Source organism: Nonomuraea rosea (assembly GCF_039539705.1).
GTDB classification, from domain to species: Bacteria; Actinomycetota; Actinomycetes; order Streptosporangiales; family Streptosporangiaceae; genus Nonomuraea; species Nonomuraea rosea.
Map to the genome: position 1 here is coordinate 292331 of NZ_BAABDQ010000009.1, position 25040 is coordinate 317370.

Genomic DNA, 25040 nt, shown 5'->3' on the forward strand with positions numbered 1-25040 from the left:
ACGCTCAAGGGAACCGGCATGTACAGAGGGTGGCGACAGACATGGCCGATCGCATGAGCCCGCTCGACGCGGCATTCCTGAACCTCGAAGACGAGCAGCCCGAAGTGTCGATGGCGATCTCGTCGGTGGCCGTCCTGGAGGGACCGCCGCCCAGCCACGAGGAGTTCCTCGCGGCGATCCGCGCCCGGCTCCCGCTGGTGGCGCGCTACCGGCAGAAGGCACGGCAGGTGCCACTCGACCTCGGGCCGCCCATCTGGGTCGACGACCCCGGGTTCGAGCTGGGCTACCACGTCCGCCGTGTCGCGCTGGCGCCTCCGGGCGGCGACGCGGCGCTGTGCGACCTGATCGGCGACATCATGTCGCAGCGGCTCGACCGCGCCCGCCCGCTCTGGGAGTACTGGGTGATCGAAGGGCTGGCCGAGGGCCGCTGGGCCCTGGTGTCCAAGGTGCACCATTGCATGGTCGACGGGGTGTCCGGCACCCAGCTCTACTACGCGATCTTCGACGAATCACCCGAGGGCGCCGCGAACCCGGCTGAGGACGCGTGGGCCCCGGACGACGAGCCGTCCACTCTCAGCCTCACCGCCGACGCCCTGCGCGACCTGCTCCGCAACCCCGTCGAGCAGACACGCATGATCGGCCGGGCCCTGGCCGCGCCGCGCGCCACCGCCCAGAGCGTCGCGGCCGCCGCGCGCGGCCTCCTGGCCTTGACCGGCGGGCTGCGGCCGACGACTCCCTCCACGCTGACGGGCTCGATCGGCGAGTACCGGCGGTACGCCGCCGCCCGCGCGTCGTTGAGCGACGTCAAGGAGGTGGCGCACCGGGCGGGTGTGACGTTCAACGACGTGGTGCTGGCCGCGATCAGCGGCGCCTACCGGTCCCTGCTCCTGCAGCGCGGCGAGGAAGCGGGACCGTACGCCGTCCGCTCGCTCGTCCCCGTCTCGGTCCGCGCCCAGGGCGAGGAAGGCGTCCTCGAGAACCGTATCTCGTTGATGCTGGCCTTCCTGCCCGTCCACGTGGCCGACCCGGCCGAGCGGCTGCGCGCCGTGCACGAGCACCTGACCGAGCTGAAAGCGAGCGGAGAGGCGCAGGCCGGCGCGGCGATCACCACCCTGGCCGGGCACGAGCCGTACCCGCCCGTGTCCTGGGGGATGCGGCTGGCCGCGCACGTCCCGCAGCGGCAGATCGTCACCGTCACCACGAACGTCCCCGGCCCGCCCCGGCCGCTGTACCTGCTCGGCCGGCGGGCACTGGAGATCCTGCCCTACGTCCCCATCGCCAGCCGGCTGCGCACCGGCGTGTCCATCTTCAGCTACTGCGACCAGGTGACATTCGGCGTCACCGGTGACCACGCCGGCGCGCCGGAGGTCGCGCAGCTCGCCCGCAGCATCGAGAGCGAACTCTGGGAGCTGCGCCGCGCCTACCGCCCCTCGCGGACTCAGCCGCGGAAGACGGCGAAGCGTTCCCCGGCCAGGGCGAAGGCGAAGCGGACCGAGCTGCACCCGGTCTGAGCGAAGGAGAGTTCCATGTTCAACCTCGCTGTCATCCTGCGCGAGTCGGCGAAGGCCGCGCCGGGCAAGCCCGCGATCCGTCACGACGGCGGAGCCATGAGCTACGCCGAGCTGGACGCGCTGTCCGACTCGGCCGCCGAGGGGCTGGCCGCTCGCGGCATCCAGCCCGGCGACGCCGTCGGGCTGCAACTGCCCAACATCCCCGAGTTCGTGGTGGCCTACTTCGGCATCCTGAAGGCCGGGGCCGTCGTCGTGCCGCTGAACCCGCTGCTCAAGGCCCGCGAGGTGGCGTACTGCCTGGGGAACTCGCGGGCACGCGCGCTCATCACCTGGCCGCCGGCGGCCGAGGAGGCGGTCAAGGGGGCCGCGGAGGAGGGGATCACGGAGGTCTTCGTCGTGGCAGGGGCCGAGAACCCCTTCACCGGCCTGCTCAAGCCGGCCCGCGCACGGCGCCCGATCGTACCGAGGGAGGGCTCCGACACCGCCGCCATCGTGTTCACCTCGGGCACCACCGGCGTGCCGAAGGGCGCGGAGCTGACGCACCTACAGCTCTACATGAACGCCGACATCCCGGGACGGTTGTTCGACGTGCGTCCCGACGACATCGTGCTGACGATCCTGCCGATGTTCCATGTGTTCGGGCTGTCGAGCATCCTCAACGTGAGCGTGCGTTTCGGCTGCACGCTGTCCCTCGTCCCGCGCTTCGACGCGACGGCGGCGCTGGAGGCGATCGAGCGCGACCGCGTGACCATCTTCGAGGGCGTGCCCACCATGTTCGTGGCCGTGCTGGAGCAGCCGGAGCTCGACCGGTACGACACCTCGTCGCTGCGCGTCGCGATCTCCGGCGGCGCCGCCATCCCGGCTCACGTCCTGGACGCCTTCGAGGAGCGCTTCGGCGTCACCATCCTGGAGGGCTACGGCCTGACCGAGACCGCGTCCACCACCACGTTCAACATCAGCGCCGACGAGCGGCGCGCCTACAGCGTCGGTAAGCCGATCTGGGGCACCGAGACGGAGATCTGGGACGAGCGGGGAAACCGGCTCCCGCCCGGCCGGGAGCATGTCGGCGAGCTCGTCACCCGTGGTTTCCACGTCATGAAGGGCTACTACGGCCAGCCCGAGGCGAGCGCCGAGGCGATGGCGGGTGGCTGGCTGCATACGGGCGACCTGGGGTACGTCGATGAGGACGGCTTCTTCTTCATCGTCGACCGCAAGAAGGAGCTGATCATCCGCGGCGGGTACAACGTCTACCCGCGTGAGGTGGAAGAGATCCTCTACAACCACCCGGCCGTCGCCGAGGCGGCCGTCGTCGGCGTCCCCGACGCGCGGCTCGGTGAGGAGGTCGCGGCGTACGTGTCCCTCAGGCCGGGCAGGACGGTCACGGAGCCGGAGCTGATCCCTACTGCAGGGATCGCCTGGCGGGCTACAAGTATCCGCGCCACGTCGAGATCCGCGATGCGCTGCCCAAGACGGCCAACGGCAAGATCGCCAAGCTGGAGCTCGCCGCTCCCTGAGTGTTTCACCCCAGTTCATGCTCGGACTGACAAAGGTCCCTGCGCTTCGGCGACCTACGGCACTGCCGCGCGCGGGCCGCAAGCGGGACGGTGGAGTCGGGATGAGAGTCATCCCCTGCTCGCAGCGGAGATGAGGAGCTCACCATGAAAGCGATCGTGGGCGACCGGCTGATCGTGGAGGGCACGTACGGCGGCAACCCCCGCAGGGAGGCCTTCATCGTGGGCGTGGAGCACGCCGACGGCTCACCCCCCTACCGTGTGCGCTGGCTGGACACCGAGCGAGAGTCCCTCTTCTTTCCCGGGCCGGACACGCGCATCCTCGAGAGCGCACGGTGACCCGCTCCGGGGCCGTGATCGACCGCGCCAGCCCGTCCGACGTGGCCATGCTCGCGATGGGAGCCGGTGCTTCGCTGTCCCAGCGGGCCGGTGCCGTCCTGATGCTTGAGCATGGAGCGGAGTTCGACGTGGCGGCGGCGACGATGCTGCTCGCCGACCGGATCCGGTCCGTACCACGCCTGAGACGGAGACTGGTGCCCGTGCCGTTCGGCGGCGGACGCCCGGTATGGGTGGACGATGCAGGATTCGACCTCCGGCTGCACGTGCGGCAGCTCACCTGCCCCTCGCCGGGGGACGAGCGGGCGCTGCTGGAGGTGGCCGCCGCCGTCCTGACCGGCCCGATGCCGCCGTCACGATGGACGGCTGTCTTCGTCACCGGGCTGAACGACGGCGGGACGGCGTTGATCGTCGTCCTCGACCACGTGCTGGCCGACGGAATCGGCGGGCTCGCGCTGCTCGCGGCTCTCGTCGACCAGCCACGACATGACGCTCCCGCGGACTTCCCCCGGCCGCGGCCGTCGTGGCGCAGCCTGGCCGCCGATGCCTTCGCCGAACGGCTGCGAGCGCTCGGCCGGGCGCGGTCCTTCGGGCGGGAGGCGAAGACAGCCCTCGCGGCGGCCGGCGGACTGCGGCCGGAGCCCGTCGCACGCTGCTCCCTGCTGCGGCCGACCGGCCCGCGCCGCACCTTCGCCGTCGTGCGAACGAATCTGGCGGCCGTGCGAGCCGCGGCTCACCGCCACGGGAGCACCGTCAACGACGCTCTCCTGACGGCCGTCACCGGAGCGCTCCGCAGGCTGCTGGAACGGCGTGGCGAGCACCTGGACGCCCTGTCGGTATCGGTGCCGGTGTCGGCCCGGCGGACCGCCACCTCCGCCGAGCTCGGCAACCGGTTCGGTGTGCTGATCGCCGGCCTGCCCGTCACCGGCGCTCCCGAGCAGCGGATGGTGAAGATCGCCGCCTTGCTCGCCGCGCAAGAAGCCGGCCGCCGAGGCATCAGCCGCCGGCCTGTTCGGGCCGATGTTCCGGCTGCTGGCCGCCCTCGGGCTCTACCGCTCGTACCTGCGCCGCCAGCGCCGCATCCACACCCTGGTCAGCAACGTGCGTGGCCCTGACCTGCCGCTGGCCTTCGCCGGCGCGACCATCCGCCAGGTGATCCCCGTGGCGGTCGCCGAGAGCGGGAACGTGACGGTGAGCTTCGAAATCCTGTCCTACGCCGGCACGGTGGTCATCACCATCATCGCCGACCCCGACGGGGTCCCCGATCTGGACGAACTCGCCGCCGATCTGCGCGATGAGCTCGCCGGCATCACGGCGCCGTAGGCCGGCGAACGTCCCGCATCCCACCGACCAATGGCACTGGCCACGACCGCCGCCCGAGCGGAGGCTCAAGGTGAAAGGAGGTGGCACGATGAGGCTGACCTGGAAGGACGCCCTCGCAACAGTGGCGGCGGGCGCGAACGTCGCCATCTACGTCGCCTTCACACAGGGCGCGGACGTGCCGATCATCGACAGCGTGCGCGGCGCCACCGGGGCGATCCTGCTGGTGGGCATAGTGGGCGGCTGCATGCTGAGCGCGGCGCCCGAGGAGTACGAACGAAAGGGCCCGTACATGGCCGTCGCCAGCACGCTGGGCGGCATCGCGCTGCTGGCAGGCGTGCTCGGGCTGATCACAGCCGGCGAGCTCGCGCTGGCGGTGCTGTTCTACGCCACCGTCGCGCTGTGGTTTATCGCCACCGTGCGGCACGCGTTCGCCCCTGCGAAGACGGAGGCGCTCAGGTGAACGCCGGGGTCGAAGGTCCCTGACACAGAGGGCCTTCGACTCCCGCCTGCTGCCGCTGCGGATGATCGAGTGGGGAGCATGGACGCAACCACGCATGCCCCGGGCGGCCTCGCCGACGACGAGGCCGCCCGCCTGCTGGCCGAGCACGGTCGCAACGAGCTGCCCGAGCCGAAGCGACGCTCCCCGTTATCCCGGGCGGCCCGCCAGCTCGCCGACCCGTTGTCGATCCTGCTGCTGATCGCGGGGCTGGTCACCCTGGCGGTGCTCGGTGAGGTGCCCGAAGGCGCCGCGATCCTGGCCATCCTGCTGGTCAACGTGGTCATCGGGGTGAGCCAGGAGGTCAAGGCCGAGCAGGCGGTGCGCGCTCTGCGGACACTGACCGCCCCGATGGCCAAGGTCCGCCGCGGCGGCGCGGTGCGCCGCGTCGGGGCGGCCGACGTGGTGCCCGGCGATGTCATCGAGGTGGCGGCGGGCGATCGGGTGCCCGCCGACGCCCAGGTCGTCGAGGCATCCTCACTGGCGGCCAACGAGTCGATGCTGACAGGGGAGTCGCGCTCGGCGGGGAAACGGGCGGGCGGATTGCTGGAGGGGCCGCTGGGCGACCAGGACGGTGCGCTGTTCTCCGGCACCATGGTGGTACGCGGCTCTGGTGTCGCGGTGGTCACCTCGACCGGCGCCGGCACCCAGATGGGCCGCATCGCCTCCGCCCTGCACGGACAGGTGAAGGGGCCGCTGGAGATCGAGCTGGCCCGCGTCTCCAAGCGCATCGGCGTGCTGGCCGTCATCGCCGGCGTCGTCATGGTGGTGCTCGGCTTCACGCGGGGCGGGATCGCGCCGTTCGACCTGGTGCTGGCCGGGGTGGCGCTGGCCATCGCGGCGGTGCCGGAGAGCATGGCGGCGGCTGTCACCACCGCGCTGGCGCTCGGCTCCCAGCGGATGGCCCGGCACGGCGTGATCGTGCGGCGGCTGTCGGCGATCCAGGCGCTGGGCGCGACCACGGTGATCGCCTCGGACAAGACCGGCACGCTGACCACCGGCCGCCTGGCCGTGGCCGACCAGGTCATCGTGCCCGGCGCTGATCTGTGGCGCGCCGCCGCCCGCTGCAACGACGCCCGCGACGGGCTGGGCGACGCGGTGGACGTGGCGCTCCTCGCCGCTGCCGCTCGTCACGAGGTACGACCGGACGAACGGCGCGTGGCCACCAGGCCCTTCGACGCCGACACCCGGTCGATGGCGGTCGTCACCGACGGCCCCGTTCTGACGGTCAAAGGCGCCCCCGAAGTGGTGCTGGCCCGCTGCGCCCCCGATGAGCAGGTTGACTTACTGGCCGCCGCCGTTCCCGGGCTGGCCGCGAGAGGGCTGCGCGTGCTGGCACTGGCCGAAGGCGACACCGGTGACCTGGACGCGACCGGGCTGCGGCCGGTCGGGCTGGTCGCGCTGAGCGACGAGATCCGCGCCTCGGCCCGGCAGGCCGTGGCCGACTCCCGCGCGGGCGGCATCCGGGTGATCATGGTGACCGGCGATCACGCCGACACCGCCAGGGCCGTGGCCGAGCAGGTCGGCATCGAGCCGGATCCGGTGGTGACCGGCTCCGCCCTGAACGGCGAGGACCGGCCGGCGCGGCTGCGCGAGGCGGGCGTACTGGCCCGGGTGGACCCGGCGACCAAGCTGGACCTGGTACGAGCCCTGCGTGAGGGCGGCGAGGTCGTCGCGATGACCGGCGACGGCGTCAACGACGCCCCCGCGCTGCGGCACGCCGACGTGGGTGTGGCGATGGCGGGGGAGGAGGGCACCGACGTCGCCCGCGAGGCCGCCGCCGTGGTCGTCACCAACGGCGAACTCGGCACCATCATCACCGGCGTGCGCGAGGGCCGCCGCCTGCACCACAACGTCGGCTCCATGCTCGGCTACCTGCTCGCCGGGAACCTGGCGGAGATCTTCCTGGTGCTGGTCGGCCTGTTCGCCTGGCCCGACCTGGTCATCCCGTTGCTGCCGGTGCAACTGCTCTGGATCAACCTGGTGCTCGACGGCATCCCCGCCATCGCCCTGGGCATCGACCGCGCGCCCGGCGACCCCATGGCGATCAGACCGGGCCGGGACGGGCTGCTGTCCAGACGGGTGCTGGCGCGCATCGGGGTCCGCTCGCTCATCGTCGGCCTGCTGGTCGTCGCCGCCGTCGAGGTGGCCCGGCGGCTAGGCTGGGACGACACCCAGGTCAGAACCCAGGCCGTGCTCACCCTGGTCTTCGCCCGCCTCACCCTCGCCTACGTGGCCAGGGCCCGCCGCTGGACGTTCGAACGCGGCTGGTGGCGCGGCCGGGCGGTGCTGATCGCCGTCGCCGGGACGGCCGCGTTGCAGGCGCTGGTCACACTGGTGCCGCCGCTGGGAGCCCTCCTGGCCCTCGCTCCGATCCCGCCGCTGGGCTGGGCCATGGCGCTGGCCGCCGCCGTGCTCACCCCGCCGCTGTGCGACCTGGCGAGGAGCGGGCGTTGGTCCCGGCGTACCGAAGACCTATGACCCTACGCTCACACGACGCGGACCACGATCATCAGGAGAGACACCCGCTGAGGTGCGAAAGTCCCCATTCCCCGGCGGCGGTCCCGTCCAGCACCGGATCGAAGGCAGCGGCAGGCAGTCACGACGCCCTGATCGCCGAGACGGTGAGCCGGCTGGACGGGCGGACCGCTGCACCGCCCTCAGCGGGTGTCTTGGCGTACGCCGGGCTCCGCGCCGGTGCTCCGAAGGGCGCCGCGATGCGACACCCTGGAATGGGCTGCCTTTGACATGCGGAGGGGGCGCCGCGCGCGGCGCCCCCTCCGAGATGCCTGTCGTTCAGAGGCCGTGGATGCGGCGGCCGGTGATCCGGCTCGGCACGATGCGGATGTACAGGAGACGCTCGCCGCCTGCCCACGGGGAGACGCCGGCGTCGGACACCTTGGCCACCTCGTCCTCCGGCACGTGATGGGCGGGGCCCTGGATGAGGACGCTCCAGCCCTCACGCCTGGCCTCGTCGATCCGGTCCACCTGGAAACCGATCTTGATCTCCACCCCTTCCAGGCCGGTACGCAGATCCTGGTCCATGGGGCCGCCGCGGGCGGTGCGGAAGACGATGGCACCGTCGTGGAGCTTGTAGTTGACCGGCAGCACCGTCGGCCCGTGCGAGCCGCCGAACGCGATCCGGCCGATGCCGCCCGGCGCGACGAGGCGCAGGCACTCCCCGGGCTCGAGGACCTCCAGGACCGGATCCGCCGCGGCGGCACCGGGACCCGGCGGCCGGTCGCGGCCACCGCCCAGCAGGTCCTCGACGGTGGTCTCAAGCGCCGTGGCCAGCCGCATCACGGTACCCCCGTCGGGGGTCCTCAGATGACCTTCCAAGTACTCGATGTACCCGGCCGACATGTCCGCGCGGTCAGCGACCTGTTCTAACGTGAGGCCCAGGTTGGTGCGGTGATGAATGATGCGGCGTCCGAAGTCACCGTTGCCGGTCATGAGCGTGTCCTCCGTGATGACGGGTCGTGGCCTGGAGCTCCACCAGGTCGATGGCGGCCATGCGCAGGACGCTACCCACGAGTCACGCGCATGCGACAGGGTCCTTCGGCCCTTCCGAGGGCCAGGCCGGACATCTTCTGCACTGAACCTGCGCATTCACGAGCAGAGCACCCCGTACGACGGGGCACCTGTGTGACCGCAATCGACAATATTTCCGACCATTCTTCCTTTTGTCGTCACTGTATCGCGAATTCCATTTAGCTGACCTGGATTAATCCTGAGCAATTCATGCGAACTCTTGAAGATCGCTTTACAGGGTGTTGACTCGTCGCTAATTTGAGCATGTCATCGCAGGTCAGAGGCACCGAAATGGGTCTCTTGTCGACGGAAGGTCGATAACTGTGCGTGCTCTCCTTCGCATCGCCCAAACACTCGCGATCAGCGCCGCGGTATTCGCGGCCGCGCCAATCTCCACCGCTCAAGCCGGCCCATTCCCGCCGATCCCCGGCGCTTCGTCCGTTCAGCCGCCCAGCGCCTCTTGTTTCCAATTCCCGTACTTCGGCCCGAAGGGACACGCGAACTTCGACTTCGGCCCCGACATCGTCAGGCTCTTCGACGAGCGCGGCATACAGGTGGAGGGCGTTGAGCCCATCGAGGCCAAGGCCGGCAACAAGGGCATCTACATGCCCATCGGGTGGAAGCAGGACCACATCGACCCGTGCAACGGCGTCTACTACCCCGGCGGCTTCATCGTCAATGACGTCGAGAGCGGGCACACCGCCGCCATCCACGACATCTACCTCCGCGCCGACGGGGCACACGCGCAGGTGGACATCGACGGCCGGCCGCAGGGCGAGCAGCTCGTGGCCACGTACAAGCTGCATGAGTTCGCCCCGAGCGTGCCCACTCCCCGTCCGCTCGAAGGCGGCATCGGGCCCAAGTACTGGCCCTTCTACGTCAGCGCCTACCTCGGCCGGACGGTCAGGGACCTGACCGGCATCCCGCTGAACGAGGGCGACTACCTGGCCAACCTCGACGCGGTCGTCCAGTACGTGCCGTAGGCGACGCCCCCTGACCTGAGCTGCACCGGGGCCGTGCCCCCGCGGGCACGGCCCCGGTACTCGCGAATCGAGAGACAGATGCAACTGACCAGCGCTCGGAGCCGGTGGACGTGGATCGCCGGCGCCTCCATCGCCGTGCTGACGACCGCGGTGCTGCTTGGCCCTTCGATGCGGCCGGGCACGGCGACCAGCCACTGGGACGCCCCCGCCACCACCCTCAACAAGCAGGTCGACGCCACCGACCTGTACGCCTTCACCAGCCCGGAACGACAGGACACGGTCACGATCGTGGCCAATTACATCCCCTTCCAGGCCCCGCACAAGCCGTACCAGTTCGACACCGACGCCCGCTACGAGGTGCACGTCGACAACACCGGCACCGGCAAGGCCGCCGTCACCTACCGATGGACCTTCGCCAACAAGGGCGTGCCGGTGCCCTCCTTCGTCCGCAAGCGCGAGCACCAGGCCGGCCCGCTGGACGCCCTGGTCGAGCAGAGCTACACGCTGACCAGGCTGCGCGACGGCACGTCGGTGACCCTGGTCCGCGACGGATACGCCGCCCCCACCGACATGGGCGGTCCCGGCTACGCCTCGGTCCGCGGCAAGGCCGTCCGGGACCTGCCCGGCGGGGGCAAGGTGTTCACCGGCACGGCCGCCGACCCGTTCTACTCCGACAACCATGCCGTCAACCTGCTGCGGTTCGGGCTGCCGTTCTTCCCGGTCAAGACCGGCGTGCCGACGAACGTCAGCGCCCTGGCCCTGCAACTTCCCAAATCGGAGCTCGCGTTCGGCGGTGACCCGGCCCGCAACCCGGTCATCGGCGTATGGACCACCGCCTCCCGCAAGACGAGCGGGGTGCTCGGCTCGGGCTCCGCCGACTACAAGCAGGTCTCCCGGCTGGGCAACCCCAACTTCAACGAGGTGATCATTCCGCTCAAGCAGCGCGACCACTTCAACACCCTGCGGCCGGACGGTGACGAGAGCGGCGGCCTCGTCGTGCCGTCCACGCTCGACCCCGGCCAGGCCGAAGTCGTCGCCAAGCAGGCCGGCGTCACGGCTCCGCCGGCTCCGCGCAAGGACCTGGAGCAGATCTACCTCACCGGTCTCACCACGCGGGCGGACGGGCCGATCAAGCAGGACCTCAACTCCCACCTGCTCAACCAGGACGCCCCGCGCGTCGCCAAGGCGGAAGAACTGCGGCTCAACATGAGCACGCCCGTCGCCGACGACCCCGACAAGTACGGCATCCTCAAGGGCGACGCCCAGGGCTACCCCAACGGCCGCCGCCTCATCGACGACGTCGTGACCGTCAACCTGCGGATGCTCCTGGGCGAACCCGCGGGCCGGGGCGCGCCCGGCCTCATCGCCGAGGACAACCCCGCGTTCCTGCTCAAGCCCATCACCAGCAGCTTCCCCTACCTGGCGCTGCCCGTCACCGCCGCCGGCTGAACCACCACCGAGGACATCCGATCAGATGAGTCGCGTACGGCGATTGCTGCCCCTGCTGGGATGCGTGCTGCTGGGCTGTGTCCTGCTGACCCTGTACGCCCCCGGCGGACCCCTGCGCCGGGATGAGCCGCCTCCCGCACCGGCGGGCTGGTCACCGTACGATCTGGCCGGATCGATCGAGGCCGCCCAGACGCGGCTGCGCCGCCATCCCGACGACGCGGCGGTCTGGGCGGCCCTCGGCACCATGTACCTGGAGCAGGCCCGCCGCACCGCGGACACCGCCTACTACGGCAAGGCCCAGGGGGCGTTCGAACGTTCGATGCGCCGGCCGACCGGCGACGGGGAGCCGTACATCGACGCCGTGATCGGCATGGGCGAGCTGGCCAACGCCCGGCACGACTTCGCCGGCGCGGTGCGCTGGGCCGAGCGCGCCCGCAAGGAGGCGCCGTTCCGCTGGCCGCTGTACGGTGTGCTCACCGACGCCCATCTGGAGCTCGGGCAGTACGAACAGGCCGAGACCGCGCTGCGCCGCATGCTCGGCGGCCGCCCCGATCTCGCCTCCTTCACCAGGGCCGCGCGCTTGGAGCAGCTGCATGGCAGGCCCGGCCCTGCCCGCGACCTGCTGAACCGCGCCTGCGCGATCCCCGGCGACCCCTCCGAGTACGCCTTCTGCCAATGGCAGCTCGGCGAGCTCTCCTGGAGCAATGGCGACCCCCGTTCTGCGCTCACCGCCTACACCCAGGCGCTGGCCGCCGATCCCGGACACGTTCCGTCGCAAGCCGGCAAGGCCCGCGCGGAGGCCACGCTCGGCCACACCGGCCAGGCCCTGCGCGACTACTCCGCCGCCGTCGCCCGCTCCCCATCATTCGTCGTCGAATACGGGGAACTGCTCGAACACCTCGGGGACATGGACGGAGCCAGGCGGCAATATGCCGTCTTCACCGCCCAGCACAAGCTGCTGGCCGCGAACGGGACCACCGATAACCTGGCCACGGGCATGTTCGAGGCCGACCACGGCGACGCCGGCACCGCGGTCCGGCACCTGCGGGCGGAATGGACACGACGTCAGAGCGTCGAGGTCGCTGACGCGCTCGGCTGGGCGCTGCACCGGGCCGGCCACCACGCCGAGGCCGCCACCTACGCCGCCCGCGCCGATGCGCTCGGCGGACGCAACGCGTTGTTCGCCTACCACCGGGGCAAGATCGAGCACGCGCTCGGGCACACGGCTGCCGCTCGCGCCCATCTGACCCGGGCGCTGTCCATCAACCCGCACTTCTCCCCCGCCGGGGAGAAGCGGGCCCGGGCACTGCTGGCGGAAACGTCATGATCACGACACTCGCCATCGCGATGGTGCTGGCCGCGCATCCGCTGGGGAACTTCAGCGTCAATCACTACGACGGGCTGACGATCCACCGCGACCACATCGAACATCTCGCCATCGTGGACCTCGCCGAGATCCCCACCCTGCAACAGCCTCCGGCCGGCCCCGCTCGTCGTACGTGCGCCGAGTTGCGTGACGCCACCCGCTCGCAGGCCGGAGGGCAGCCGCTGGCCTGGCGCGTCACCGACGCCTCCGTCACCTACCAGCCGGGCGCCGCCGGACTGCGCACCAGCAGGCTCACGTGCCGGCTGACCGCGCCCCTGCGCGTCGACCGGCCGCTCGCCCTGACCTTCGCCAACGCCTATCGTGGCGACACCGTGGGCTGGCGGGAGATCACGGCCAAGGGGCACGGCGTGCGCCTGCGCGACTCCACCGTTCCCGCGGACAGCGTGTCCGGCGAGCTACGCGACTACCCCGACGATCTGCTCAGCTCACCACTCGACGTACGCCAGGCGCGCCTGACGGCGGAGCCGGGCGATGGCAGCTCGGCCACGCCGGCGGATGTGCCGGGAGTGGACGCTGTCACCCGCTACACCGGCCTGCTGGCCGACCGGCTGAACAGCCTGATCGGCGCCGACCGGCTGACCGTGCCACTCGGGTTGCTGGCTCTGCTGTTGTCGCTGGTTCTGGGAGCCGTGCACGCGGCGATGCCCGGCCATGGCAAGACCGTCATGGCCGCGTACCTGGCCGGGCGGCAGGGGCGGCTGCGGGACGCCGTCACCGTCGCGGCCACGGTCACCGCCACGCATACGGCGGGGGTGCTGGCCCTAGGGGTGCTGATCACCGTCGCCAGCGCGATCGCCGGTGAAGTGGTGCTGGGCTGGCTGGGTGTGGCCAGCGGGCTCCTCATCGCCGTGCTCGGCGCCGGCCTGCTGCGCTCCGCCTTCCGGAACCGGCCCCACGACGGGCATGGACATGGTCACGGGCATGGGCATGGGCATGGGCGGTGGTCTGGTGGGGTCGTGGCGCTGGCGGTGGCCGGTGGGCTGGTGCCCAGCCCGTCGGCTCTGGTGGTCCTGCTCGGCGCGATGGCGCTGGGACGCACCGCGTTCGGTGTCCTGACCGTCGTGTGCTACGGACTCGGCATGGCACTCACGCTATTGATCACGGCGCTCACCCTGCGCAGGCTGGGCGACCTCACCCTGGCAGGACGGATGCGGCGGTTGCGCCCTTACAGCGCCGCCATGACCGCCACACTCGTCCTGCTCGTGGGGACGGGCATGACGCTGCGGGCAGCGGCCGCGCTCATCTGAACGGCCCTCGTGCTGGGGAAACGTCCCCGGCCGTTCCAGGACGGGGCAGGGCTGTCGTCCACATGACAACTGCCGGACACACCGGGCTTGCGGCTTCACGTGACGGCTCCGACGTGATGCGCTGAGCTCATCGATTCCCGGAGGTGGACCATGAGCATCCGATCGCCGAAACAGGTGCTGGACGCGGTCGTGGAGGCAGGGCGCTGGGCGCCCTCCGTGCACAACACTCAGCCCTGGGCCTTCGCCGTGGCCGGCGAGGAGATCAGCCTGCGGGCCGACGCCGAGAGGAAGCTGTCCGTGGGTGACGCCGCGGGCCGGGAGTTGCTGATCAGCTGTGGGGCGGCCCTGTTCACCATGCGGACAGTGATGCGCTGCGAGGGCTACGAACCCGTGGTGCGCATCCTGCCCGATCCCGACCGGCCGGGACTGCTGGCGACGGTCAAGCCTGGCGGGCAGGTGAAGGCCGACGAGCCCACCTGGGTGCTCGGCGGCGAGATCGAGCGGCGCCGCACCCACCGGGCCGGCTTCGCCGACGTCCCGGTGCCGGAGCAGCTCATCGAGTCGCTGGTCAAGGCGGCCATGAGCGAGGGCGCCAAGCTGACGCCCGTCCGCTCTCCTGACGCGGTGAGCGTGCTGGCCGCGCTCACCCAGGCGGCGCAGGGGGTGCAGGGGGTGCAGGATCAGCGGTTCAACCTGGAGGTCATTCGCTGGGCGAGGCCCCCTGGCAGCACCCGCACCGATGGGGTGCCCGCCGAGGGATACCCACGAGAGGCCGCGCCCACCGAGCCGCACTTCCCTCAGCGCCACTACTCCTGGCGGCATGGCTGGGGCAGTGCAGGCGATCAGAGCGAGATGGTGACCGGTGTCGTCGCCGTGCTGACCACGCCGGGCGACAGCCGCGATGAGTGGATCGCCGCGGGTCAGGCGTTGCAGCACGCTCTGCTGTACGCCTCCGCGCACGGCGTCAGCGCCGCCTTCCACACCCAGGCGCTGGAGAACGACCTGCTGCGCGAATTCCTGCGACTGGAGCTCTGCGCGGGCGAGTACCCCCAGATGATCATGAGACTGGGCGTCACCTTCGACGCAAAGGAGGTGCCCCGGCGTCCGGTGTCCGATGTCGTGGAGTGAGGACCAAGGTCCCCCCGCGCCGGGCCGTACGGCACTGAACGAGAGCCGCCCCAGACGGTGTGATGGAGGTGCGACAAGGACTGTCACAAGAGCTGAAAGGGAGGCTCACCATGGCCACCACCGTCTCCAAGCCGATAGCGGCAGGTACGATCGCCGCTGCCCACCGTCCTGTCGATTATGTCTGGGCGGTCGCCCGGATCTCGATCGGCTGGGTGTTCCTGTGGGCGTTCCTGGACAAGACCTTCGGCTGGGGTTTCGCCACTCCGGCCAACCGGGCCTGGATCGAGGGCGGCAGCCCGACGACCGGGTTCCTGAAGGGGACCGGCGAGAACGCGCTCGGTGGCTTCTTCTCGGGCCTGGCCGGGCAGGGGTGGGTGGACTGGCTGTTCATGGCCGGTCTGCTGGGCATCGGCCTGGCGCTGGTGCTGGGCGTCGGTCTGCGGATCGCCGCGATCGCGGGCACCGCGATGCTGGTCCTGATGTGGGCGGCCGAGCTGCCTCTGGCCAACAACCCGTTCATGGACGAGCACCTCATCTACTCCGTCGTTCTCATCGGCCTGGCCCTCGCCGGCGCGGGGACCACGCTCGGGCTCGGCAACCTGCCGATCATCCAGCGCAGCACCTGGCTGAAGTAGTGCGGACGACCAGACGCCCACCCCCTGACCAGGTGGTGGGCGTCTCGTCATTCCTGCCGATCGGTGTGCAGGCGGCGGCCTGGGTGCGGCGCAGTCCCGAAAGGGGACGAAGGTCCTGGCACGTCAGGTCGTACGGCACTGCTCGGCAAAGGTCGCGGACGATGTGCTGGGAGGGCCAGAGGTTCTCTTCCGGCCATGGAAACGGTGTCCGCCATGTACCTGACCTTGTGGAGAGTCGTGGACCGGCTCCAGACGCTTCTGGTGAACCCGGTCGTCGCCTGGTTGCTCGGTACGCCGTTGCACGACCTGCTGTCGGAAAAGATCGCTCTGTTAACCGTCACCGGCCGCCGGAGCGGGGCCACCATCCGCCTCCCTGTGCAGTACGAACAGCGTGGGGACACCCTCACCGTGGTCAGCAGTCCAACACGGCGGTGGTGGCGCAATCTCGACGGCGGCGCGCCGGTCCGGCTCGCGCTGAGAGGAACGGCCCGGCACGGTCATGCCACCGTCACCCGGAAACCCGCGCGAGCCGACGCATCACGCGAACCCGCGGACGGGATCGTCGTCACCATCCGTCTCGCAGCGCAGGAGCCCGCACTAGAGAAGGACCGCGGACGTCTGTGGTGGCGCTGGACGAAAGCGGTGACGCTGGGGGAGGTCGCCGGGTTCTGCGTGCCGGCGATCACCGGCGCTTCCGTGGCCGGACCCGGCTGGGAGTTGCTGGGCATCGGGCCGCTGGTCCAGGGCACGGCCGTCGTTCTGGCGGGGGCGGTGGAGGGCTCGATCCTCGGCCTGGCGCAGGCGTACGTGCTCAGAGCCGCGCTTCCGGCGATCACCACTCGCGCGTGGGTGCGGGCGACGGTGACCGGAGCGGTCATCGCCTGGACCGTCGGTGCGTTGCCGATCGTCCTGGGCGAGCGTGTCCTGGACTGGCCGCCCGCGGTGCTCGCTCTGCTCGGGCTGACCCTGCTGACCTCCATGGGCCTGTTGCAATGGCGGGTGCTGCGCGGGCAGGTGCGGGCGGCCTGGCGGTGGGTCGTCGCCTCCAGCGGGGCCTGGCTCGTCGCACTGGGCGTGTTCACACTGGTGACCACACCTCTGTGGCAGGAAGGTCAGCCTGGTTGGCTGATCGTCGCGATCGGCGTCCTCGGCGGGGTGGCCATGGCGGCGACGGTGGCGGCGCTCACCGGAGCCGCGATCGCGCACATCCTCGCTCCCCGCTCACCGAGTGCCGGTGCCGCGACCCGCATCAGGCAGGAAGGCAGACGATGAACAATCCTGAGAGACATATGCGAGGAGGGCGGTCATGACCGTCGTCGTCGCACCGCCGCATCTCACTGAGCAGGCACGCCAGGACTGGGAGCTGCTGCAGCGCCAGACCCGGCAGGCGCCCGCGTTCGACCCCGGGCAGGCCGACCTGCTGCCCGAGCCGGCGCGGCGCTGGATTCTCCACGCCATCGCACCGGGTGCGGCGCTGTCGCGGGCGGTCGTGCTGACCATGCGCGGCACGATCAAGCTCGGCCAGTGGCGGCGGTTCTACGCCACTCAGGTCCTGCTGCCGCTGGAGGGCTACGTCTGGTCGGCGAGTGCCTGGCTGGGGCCGGCACCGGTGCACGGCTTCGACCGGTACCGCGCGGGAGCCGGGGAGATGCGCTGGCGGCTGCTCAACACCTTTCCCGTGATGTCAGGCAGCGGGCCGGACATCACGAGAAGCGCCGCGGGCCGGCTCGCCTGCGAGATCGTCATGGCGCCCGCTGCCGCGCTCGATCCGCGCGTACGGTGGAAGGCGCTCGACGAGCAGCACGCGGTCGCCACCGTCCCGATCGATGGCGAGGACCACGACGTGACGCTGACCATCGCGCCGGACGGCCGGCTGGAGCGCGTCACCATGAGCCGGTGGGGCAATCCCGACGGCACCACCTATCGTGAGCACCTGTTCGGCATCGAGTGTGCGGACGAAGCCACCTTCGACGGGTTCACCATCCCCGCACGTGTCCGGGGCGGCTGGTGGCCGCAGGGGGAGTTCATCCGCTTCGCCCTCGACGACGTGCTGTTCCGCTGACCGGCGATCAGCAGGGGGACCTTCGGCGGTGCCCTCCGGGGCGAACGCCTCTGGGCGGGCGTCGGAGCGGGCGGCAGTCTGGCGATGAGGGCTCGAAGCTCTCTCGGTAGGGGGTTCTCCCGATGGATGAGACGATCGTTTCCCGCACCCGGCCACCGGCATCGGATCCGCCGCGTACTCGGCCAGGGCCCCGGTTCCGGGCGGCCTGGTGGCTGAGCGGGCTCGTCGTGGTCCTCACCGTCGCCGCCGCGGCGGCCGGTCTGTGGAGCGACGGCCTGTATTCCGGCCCTGTGGTGCTGGTCGCCAGGTTCCGCGGCAACGACCTGGCGGCCCTGGTCGCCGGCGTGCCGATCCTGCTGGTGGCGCTCGCTGGATCGGTGCGGGGATCCACCCGCGCCGACCTGGTCTGGGTGGGCATGCTCGCGTACTCGATCTACAACTACGCCTATTACGTCTACGACCCCGCCTTCAACGACCTGTTCCTGCTGCACGTCGCCATCGTCGTCCTGTCGGCGACGTCGCTCGGCCTGGCGCTCACGGAGCTGCGCGTCGCCGTCCGGGCGCGGAGGGCCATGCGCTGGGTCGGCGGCCTGCTGCTTCTGCTGGCCGCCACGATGGCCGGCATGTACGGCGTCTCGCTCGTCCGCCAGGCCGCCACGGGCGAGGTGCCGGCGGACGTCCTGCCGCTGCCGCCGGCGCAGGTCCACCTCGGCATGGCCCTCGACCTGACCATGGTGGCGCCGCCTCTGGCGCTGGCGGGCGTCCTGCTGTTGCTGCGCTCCGCCTGGGGATACGCGTTGGGCATCGCGACCTGCGTCTACATCGGGGCGTACCAGCTCAACTTCCTGGCGGCGCGGTACTTCGTCGCGGAGGCGGGCGTCCCCGGAGTGGCGCACGCCGATCCGGTGGACCTGGTGATCCCGGTCCTGCTGCTGGCCGCCTTGCTCACTCTCGCCGTCCACCCTCGCCGACCGCACCAGTCACTCCGGTGAACGCGCGGATGGCGGACGGGCCGCCGCCAGTTGGGGACGCCGCTCGGGACTTTGGACCCTTGTCCAGCGGGAAGCGCCGGACGAACGTTCCCTGCACATAGCTGCTGCTGTGGGGAGGGAACAGAACCGGAATTGCGGGCATGCGTGGACGGCGTTCTTGCTCAACGAGGCACCATCTGGTGCTCGACACGACGTCACACGCTTTGCGCCAGAGCCACTTTTACATGCCCACGGACAACGCCCGGAGTCCGCGCCTGCCTCACCGTGCCAAGACTTTCGAGTTCTTCGCCGACTACATGAAGACCCCGCGCGCGTTCCACGAACGTTCGTGGAACGCGCGCAGCTCCATCCGGGAATCCGGCTGTGTCCACAACGAGCCGACGCATTCGCAGAAACGACCTATTGCTGGAGCAAGGTCAGCAAGGCGTCAGAGATCTTCCAAGGCGCCGATTTCCTCTCACAACCTGTTCTCACGCAGGTGGGAGCAGGGGCGCGTTCTGGGAAATGTTCGTAAGACCAACCGACTTGTGCGAAACGTCACAAGGTGTGACAGCTGGCCTCGGTTCACGTTCCCCTTGCCGGCATGTCATGTTCGGTTCGTCCTCGCAGCTCCCCGAAGTCTGAAAAGATCAGTCCACTGCGGTTGCCTGCGACCAGACGACCTGCCAGCGTCCGCTTACCTGACCGTGCGGCCTGCCCGGACGCTCCGAGGGCTCTTAGGAGTAGAGCGAGAGCAGGAATCCGGGACTATCCCACTCGCACTTGTATTTTTCGGCCCAACCCGGTTCCGTGATGTTTTTCCCGGCCGTGTGGCACGCTGCTGAGGTTGAATAGACTCTATACGGCTTCCATGAGGCGGCCATGGCTGGAATAGCGGTTAGGCTCACGGCGGTCGCCGTTGTGGCGATGAGAACGGCCAGGACCTGTGCGGGCTTGCGTAACATACCGTGCCTTCTTTCCCGATGCTCGCGCGGGGTTGACAGGAATCAACCTTTTGTCCCCTATATGTCAACCCGATGATCGTTTCCGGTCACAGTACCAGGGCCGGTTCTGGCAGCGTGGCGGGTTCTCTAGGAATCTTTCTCCACACCCCAGCGCTTGCGTACGTGATGCCTCACCGCGTGGGTCTTGCTTGCTGCTCGGCCTTATTTACTGAGCCGGACGGGTGCTGGCCTTAGGTCAGATTTCGTGCGCATGCGGTGAGCAGGGAGCCAGTTGTTGCACCTCGCCGGGCGGAAGGTCGTGGGCTGCCTCGCCCGTCGCCTTCCGGGCTCCACGGGCACGACAGCTAGCCTGTTCGGCAGAGCGGTTGCTTGGCGGATGCCGGGGCCCGGTGAGCGAGGGAGACGATGTCGGGGTCGGGTAAGGCGCGGACCAGCCGGATGAGGGTGTCGCGGGAGACCGCGACGCCGAGCATGCCGGCCAGGCGCGAGGCGGCTCGGCCGGCCAGGGCAAGCGCGAGCGGTCCGACATGCGCCGCAGCGGTGCGGTGTTGCGAGCGTGCCGTCTGGCCAAGCCAGCGATCGGCTCGGCGAAGGTCCCGGCATCGCACGCCCGGTTCTCGCACTTCAGCCGTCGGACTGGCAGCGCGATCAGCACCGGGCGTCGCCGACGGGCAGGTCCTGCAGCAGCCGCCGGTAGTGTCCGTGCAGCCGAGACGACGCCATCCCGCAACCGGGGCAACAGACGGGACCGCCCTGGCCCGCGCTCCGATCAGCGCGTAGTTGCCGCGATCGGTCGTTTCCTCGACGACGAGAGGCCGATAGGTGAGGCAGCAACACCTTGAGGCAGGATTGACCTGCCGGCTGCCCGGCGTACCGCACCATGACTCCCCGGCCGCTTTCTGACGATCGAGTTCATTTGCCGAACCAGATCATCACCGAGCGGTCGCTCTCGCGCCGACAGTTATTCGATCACAATGACCCCCCACGAACCCCGTCAAGCCACGCTCCGTGACGACGTCACGCCCTTTTGCGCCAGAGCCACACGAACTTGGCCGTTGACACCGACTCGACCGCCTTGCCGCGCGGATGGCGCTCGCTGATTGCGGGGGAGGCCATGGACCTGTTCCGAAGGCGGGGCACAGTTGAGTGCAGTCCATGAAGTCCTGCCTGCCAGGTCGCAGATTGGCGTATCGGAGAAGGGGACGGGCACGGTGGTGCACACCTCCGATCAGGAGTGCCGGTGGGGGAGAACCTCCTCGCCCAGCTGGCCTTCTTCAGGCGCAGGAACCTACAAAACGAGCACGCTTCAGTTCTGCTCAATGACCTGCGCCTTATCGGCCGAGTACTGATCCCGCAGCGGTGATCAGTGGATATCGCCAAGTCGCCGACCGCAGCTCGGGTCGCTCAACTCGATTTCGAGCGAAAAGCCATCAAGGCAACGTAATGCCAATTTGTGCTTTATGTTGATAGTTGCCCGATATGCTCCCCCGTGAGCTCAAATGGGGGTATTTGAGCATTTGAAGAGATTGATCAAATCGAACCATGCTCACTTCGGGTGAGGCGATCCATATAGGTTATTCGGGGCATCTTCGGGGTCTCTTTTGCGTACGCTTGCTCAAGCATTTCCGGAACTGCAGGAGGAGCCATGGACCCCGCTTTCCAGCGACAGGGGAATCTGCACCATGAGATCACTGATGTTGTGGGACGTACCCGTTTGCTCGCCACCCTTAGATGGCATCTCGGCGAGTCTCGCCTGGTGACGGTCACAGGCATTGGAGGGGTAGGGAAGTCTCGCACGGTACTCCGATTGGCGCATCAGGTCCGCTCCGAGTATCCCGATGGAGTCTGGTTCGCCGACCTCGCGCGGCTGAAGGACCCCGGGATGATCAAGCACGGTGTTGCTTCCGCGCTCGGGATCGCCGATCAATCGTCGCGGGCGGAATCTGAGTCGCTGGCGGAGTGGGTCGGCGAGCGCGACATGCTGCTCATCATCGATACGTGCGAACATCTGGTTCAGGGGTGCGCCGAACTGGTACACGAGCTACTTCTGGCCGCACCCAATCTGAAGGTGCTGGCCACCAGCCGGCAGTCGTTACACCTGCCATATGAGCACGTCGTTCCTGTGCCCCCACTGCAGGTCCCGGGCGAGGCATCAGGTGTAGATTTTTTCACCAATGAGTCCGTACAGCTCTTCACTGCCCGAGCCGCGGCAAGCGTGCCGGACTTCGTGCTGGATGAGCGGAACATAGGCGTCGTTGCCGAGCTGTGCCGCAGGCTCGACGGCATCCCGCTGGCGATCGAGCTCGCCGCGGTGCGGCTGCGCGCCCTGTCCGTCGAGCAGATGCTGGGGCTGCTGGCCGACCGGTTCAGTCTGCTGACCAGCGCAGGACAATATGCGCTGTCTCGACATGCAACGCTGCGGGCGGCCATCGACTGGAGTCACGAGCTGTGCCGCCCGGCCGAACAGCTGCTGTGGGCGCGGTTGTCGGTATTCGCAGGTGACTTCGAGCTCGACGCGGCCATGTATGTCTGCTCCGATGAGCGCCTGCCGTCGGAGGAGATCACCGATTTGGTCGCGGGGCTGGTCGAGAAGTCGATCCTCCTCATGCGGAGTAATCGTGCAGGTGTGCGGTACAGACTGATCGATACTCTGGCCGAGTATGGCGAGGAGCGGCTCCACAAGTTGGGCGAGGCCGAGCAGATGTGCCAGCGGCATCTGGAGTACTACCTGAGCCTGGCCCAACGCAGTGAGGACGCCTGGTCAGGGCCCCGGCAGATCTACTGGTTCGTCCGAATGCGCCAGGAGTACGACAACGTTCGGGCTGTACTGGATTACGCGCTGAGATCGTCCGGCAAGTCGATGTTGGCGCTGCAGCTGTTGTCGTCGTTGTGGTTCATGTGGGTGTGCTGCGGGCTTGCCCGTGAGGGACAGCGTTACTTGGAGCGTGCGCTAGATGTCAATCGAACCGTCAGCAAGGAGCGATGCAAGGCGCTTTGGGTGCTGTCCTACGTACGCAGTGCCCAGGGAGACAGCGCGGGGGCGCTGGCCGCGGCGGAGACGTGCAGCACAGAGGCAGTCAGCGTCGGTGATTCGCGGGCGGTGATCCTGTCCTCAAAGATGCAGGGCACGGCGGCACTGCTTCAAGGTGACCTGAAAAAGGCCAGTGCGCTGCTGGGAGTGGCGATGGACTACAACATCGACGACAAGGAGCTCAATCCTGGCTTGCTACCGGCCATCGTGGAGCAGTCGCTGGTGCTGACCGTGCAGGGAGACCTGCACGAGGCAGAGACTTTGCTGCAGGACTGCCTGAAGCTGTGCAAGGCACGCGGCGAGCTCTGGCTGAGCTCGCACGCGCAGTGGGCTCTGGCGGGCACATGGCTAGCGGGCGGCCGGATCAATGATGCGCTGCAGTGCGCCAGGGAGGCGCTACGGATCAAGCGGCACTTTAATGACACGCTCGGCATACTGCTTACCCTTGAGACTTTGGCGCGTGCCTGTGCGGGGCTAGACCAGCCGGTACTGGCCGCCAGGCTGTTCGGTGCCATTCAGGGGAACTGGAGGCTGGCGGGCCTGCCGATGCTCGGCGCGTCGTGGCTCACTGAGGAATACGAGAGCAGCGCACAGCGCTGCCGTGTGTCTGTGGGAGAGGCGCGGTACGACCGGGAATTTGCGGCAGGAAGCAAGCTGGACCTGGATGCCGCTTCCGTGCTCGCCCTCGGCGACTGGGAGATTTCCGATTCGGCCAGGATGGAGATCAGGGTCGCGGACGCCGACGATGCCGGGTTCGCCAAGGTGGAGGACGCTGTCGTACAGGTCGTCGATGCCTTTGGCTTTGAAGTGCCGACGGCGAATCGATCCCGCAGCGATCGCTATGTGATGAAGCTGCGGACCGATGTTTCCGGCGTGACGGTGGACGAGCGACTCGAAGAGATGGATAGAGCGCTGCGTGATGAGGTTCCGGCAGGCGAGGGGGTCCAGATCGGTGCGGTCGACGCTCTCATTGCTGCTCTAGAGGATGTGAGCTCGGCGGTGGTCCTGCTTGAGCAGACGCTTCTCGTCAAGGTGAGTGGCACGATCTCGAGCAGGCGGTTGTCGGCAGCGGAGCAGGCTCATCTAGGTAATTGTCGCGATCTGTTCGAAGATCCCACTGAGCTCATGTATGAGCTTGACCAACTTGCCTTCGAGGCCGAACTAGATCGGCCTCGCCAGGTGCACGCCGATCACCGCGAGATCATCAAGGATAATTTTGGTGAAGCTGGCATACGAGCGCTCGAGTCTTGGGCGGATACTGCCAATTATGAAATTTTGGTAAGTTTGCCACCCTGGGAAAGGAGTGGGCACACCGAGAGTCGACTGCTCGCATTGATCATAAAAACGCCGCCCGGTAGCGACGAGCGCACCAGCAAGGTGGTCGCGAAACTGTGCCCGCCAGGCCAGTTGTCACGCGAGCCTGCACGGCATCGTCGCGCATGGGACACCAGTCCCAGAAAATTTCGCCAAGAACACCTGGTGAAGCTCAAGCCGCATTCGCCGAGGATTGGAGATAACGGAGGATACATACTCCTGCAAGAAGTGGCGGGAGGCAGCTTCGCACGTATGTGTCAGATGGAACGACTTGCCTTTCCTGAAAAAATCTCCGAAACCTTTCATGCCGTCGCGAAGAGTATGATTCTCGAATGGAACGAGAAGAAAGTGAACTGCTACTCGCATATCGATTCCGGAGAATATCTTCGAAGTGGGATGCGTGGTAAGTTCGAGCAGGGCGGGAAGCTTCGAGTTTGGGCGGAGAGAAGCGGCCTTCTGCGCCCGGAATGTCGCTGGATCACCATCGGCGATGAGAGTTCGGTGGGAGTTCTGCCGAATCCGGTAGCCATGGCGGCTGGGGATATTGTTGGTCGGTATAATATTCAGCACCTGCGGGGGTTTGCGCATGGCGATTTGCATGCGGGCAATGTGCTCGTTCCGCAAACGAGACTAGGACAGCTGCTTCCGGATCGGTTCATACTTGTTGATCTGACTACTTTCGAGGAGAGCGCTCCGCTCACGATGGATCTCGCCATGCTTTTCCTCTCTCTTGTCGCCACGCGCATTCCAGAAGGTTTCCGGGCCGAGGAAAAGCTGATCGCCTGGATCCTCCAGGAGGACGCGAATGATGACTTCTTCGCGCCGATGGTAAGGACGTTGTATGACGATAAGTACGAACTGGTCGCCAGGGATTTCCATGATGACTGGGTCTGTCAGTTGTTCCTTTCGCTGCAGGCGGCCGCCTTATTGCATTGTACGTTCGGGAGTCTGGACGAGCGTACCCGTTGGTGGTTCTTTCGTTTGGCCGCGCGCTGCGGAGGGCAATACCTCGCGTCCACTGAGTCGTGGCACTCGTCCGACGTCCGCCCTTTTGCCCTCAACCGTGAAAATATGGCAGGTTTCGCTATGGAGGCACAGTGAGCTCTAGGTTTGGCGACCGGAATGAGGGGTCTGTCCCTGGATCGGCTCCGGCACGAATC

General features: G+C 68.5%; 18 protein-coding genes. 17 read left to right on the forward strand and 1 reads right to left on the reverse strand.

Going from position 1 to position 25040, the window contains the following annotated elements; translation table 11 throughout:
- The first annotated feature begins 41 nt into the window (after positions 1–41).
- The 7 genes from ABEA43_RS23240 (at position 42) to ABEA43_RS23275 (ending at position 7658) form a co-directional block, all read left to right on the forward strand.
- Complete coding sequence (locus ABEA43_RS23240; RefSeq protein ID WP_345564790.1) at positions 42–1511, forward strand: WS/DGAT/MGAT family O-acyltransferase; 1470 nt, start codon at positions 42–44, stop codon at positions 1509–1511.
- A gap of 15 nt (positions 1512–1526) precedes the next feature.
- Complete coding sequence (locus ABEA43_RS23245; RefSeq protein ID WP_425570341.1) at positions 1527–3173, forward strand: AMP-binding protein; 1647 nt, start codon at positions 1527–1529, stop codon at positions 3171–3173.
- A complete protein-coding gene (locus ABEA43_RS23255) occupies positions 3170–3361 on the forward strand; it encodes a DUF1918 domain-containing protein (RefSeq protein ID WP_345564792.1) in 192 nt (63 codons plus the stop codon). The genes ABEA43_RS23245 and ABEA43_RS23255 overlap by 4 nt, the downstream gene beginning before the upstream one ends.
- On the forward strand, positions 3358–4473 hold the full coding sequence (locus ABEA43_RS23260; RefSeq protein WP_345564794.1) for a wax ester/triacylglycerol synthase domain-containing protein: 1116 nt from the start codon (positions 3358–3360) through the stop codon (positions 4471–4473). Before ABEA43_RS23255 ends, ABEA43_RS23260 begins: the two co-directional genes overlap by 4 nt.
- Positions 4379–4681, forward strand: coding sequence for a WS/DGAT domain-containing protein (locus tag ABEA43_RS23265; RefSeq protein WP_345564796.1), 303 nt, complete (start codon positions 4379–4381; stop codon positions 4679–4681). The genes ABEA43_RS23260 and ABEA43_RS23265 overlap by 95 nt, the downstream gene beginning before the upstream one ends.
- An 88-nt stretch (positions 4682–4769) precedes the next feature.
- The gene (locus ABEA43_RS23270; RefSeq protein ID WP_345564798.1) at positions 4770–5141 is read left to right on the forward strand and encodes a hypothetical protein; all 372 of its coding nucleotides are present in this window, start codon (positions 4770–4772) and stop codon (positions 5139–5141) included.
- 78 nt (positions 5142–5219) lie between these two features.
- On the forward strand, positions 5220–7658 hold the full coding sequence (locus tag ABEA43_RS23275) for a cation-translocating P-type ATPase (RefSeq protein ID WP_345564799.1): 2439 nt from the start codon (positions 5220–5222) through the stop codon (positions 7656–7658).
- A gap of 315 nt (positions 7659–7973) precedes the next feature.
- Here the strand turns inward: ABEA43_RS23275 and ABEA43_RS23280 are convergent, their stop codons facing one another.
- A complete protein-coding gene (locus ABEA43_RS23280) occupies positions 7974–8630 on the reverse strand; it encodes a helix-turn-helix domain-containing protein (protein WP_345564801.1) in 657 nt (218 codons plus the stop codon).
- A 401-nt stretch (positions 8631–9031) separates the two neighbouring features.
- Between ABEA43_RS23280 and ABEA43_RS23285 the strand changes: the two genes are divergently transcribed.
- The 10 genes from ABEA43_RS23285 to ABEA43_RS23330 all read left to right on the forward strand — a co-directional run bounded on the left by ABEA43_RS23285 (position 9032) and on the right by ABEA43_RS23330 (position 24981).
- A complete protein-coding gene (locus ABEA43_RS23285) occupies positions 9032–9691 on the forward strand; it encodes a hypothetical protein (protein WP_345564803.1) in 660 nt (219 codons plus the stop codon).
- A 78-nt stretch (positions 9692–9769) separates the two neighbouring features.
- A complete protein-coding gene (locus ABEA43_RS23290) occupies positions 9770–11140 on the forward strand; it encodes a DUF4331 domain-containing protein (protein ID WP_345564805.1) in 1371 nt (456 codons plus the stop codon).
- A gap of 25 nt (positions 11141–11165) precedes the next feature.
- Complete coding sequence (locus tag ABEA43_RS23295) at positions 11166–12467, forward strand: tetratricopeptide repeat protein (RefSeq protein ID WP_345564807.1); 1302 nt, start codon at positions 11166–11168, stop codon at positions 12465–12467.
- Complete coding sequence (locus ABEA43_RS23300; RefSeq protein WP_345564809.1) at positions 12464–13774, forward strand: High-affinity nickel-transporter; 1311 nt, start codon at positions 12464–12466, stop codon at positions 13772–13774. The genes ABEA43_RS23295 and ABEA43_RS23300 overlap by 4 nt, the downstream gene beginning before the upstream one ends.
- A gap of 150 nt (positions 13775–13924) precedes the next feature.
- Positions 13925–14902, forward strand: a complete 978-nt coding sequence (locus ABEA43_RS23305; RefSeq protein WP_345564811.1) for an Acg family FMN-binding oxidoreductase — start codon at positions 13925–13927, stop codon at positions 14900–14902.
- 110 nt (positions 14903–15012) lie between these two features.
- On the forward strand, positions 15013–15537 hold the full coding sequence (locus ABEA43_RS23310) for a hypothetical protein (protein WP_345564813.1): 525 nt from the start codon (positions 15013–15015) through the stop codon (positions 15535–15537).
- Between the two features lie 195 nt (positions 15538–15732).
- On the forward strand, positions 15733–16809 hold the full coding sequence (locus tag ABEA43_RS23315; protein ID WP_345564814.1) for a nitroreductase/quinone reductase family protein: 1077 nt from the start codon (positions 15733–15735) through the stop codon (positions 16807–16809).
- A gap of 34 nt (positions 16810–16843) precedes the next feature.
- On the forward strand, positions 16844–17599 hold the full coding sequence (locus tag ABEA43_RS23320; RefSeq protein ID WP_345564816.1) for a DUF6544 family protein: 756 nt from the start codon (positions 16844–16846) through the stop codon (positions 17597–17599).
- A gap of 122 nt (positions 17600–17721) precedes the next feature.
- Positions 17722–18591, forward strand: a complete 870-nt coding sequence (locus ABEA43_RS23325; RefSeq protein ID WP_345564818.1) for a hypothetical protein — start codon at positions 17722–17724, stop codon at positions 18589–18591.
- A 2589-nt stretch (positions 18592–21180) separates the two neighbouring features.
- Complete coding sequence (locus ABEA43_RS23330; RefSeq protein WP_345564820.1) at positions 21181–24981, forward strand: hypothetical protein; 3801 nt, start codon at positions 21181–21183, stop codon at positions 24979–24981.
- Positions 24982–25040: the final 59 nt, after the last annotated feature.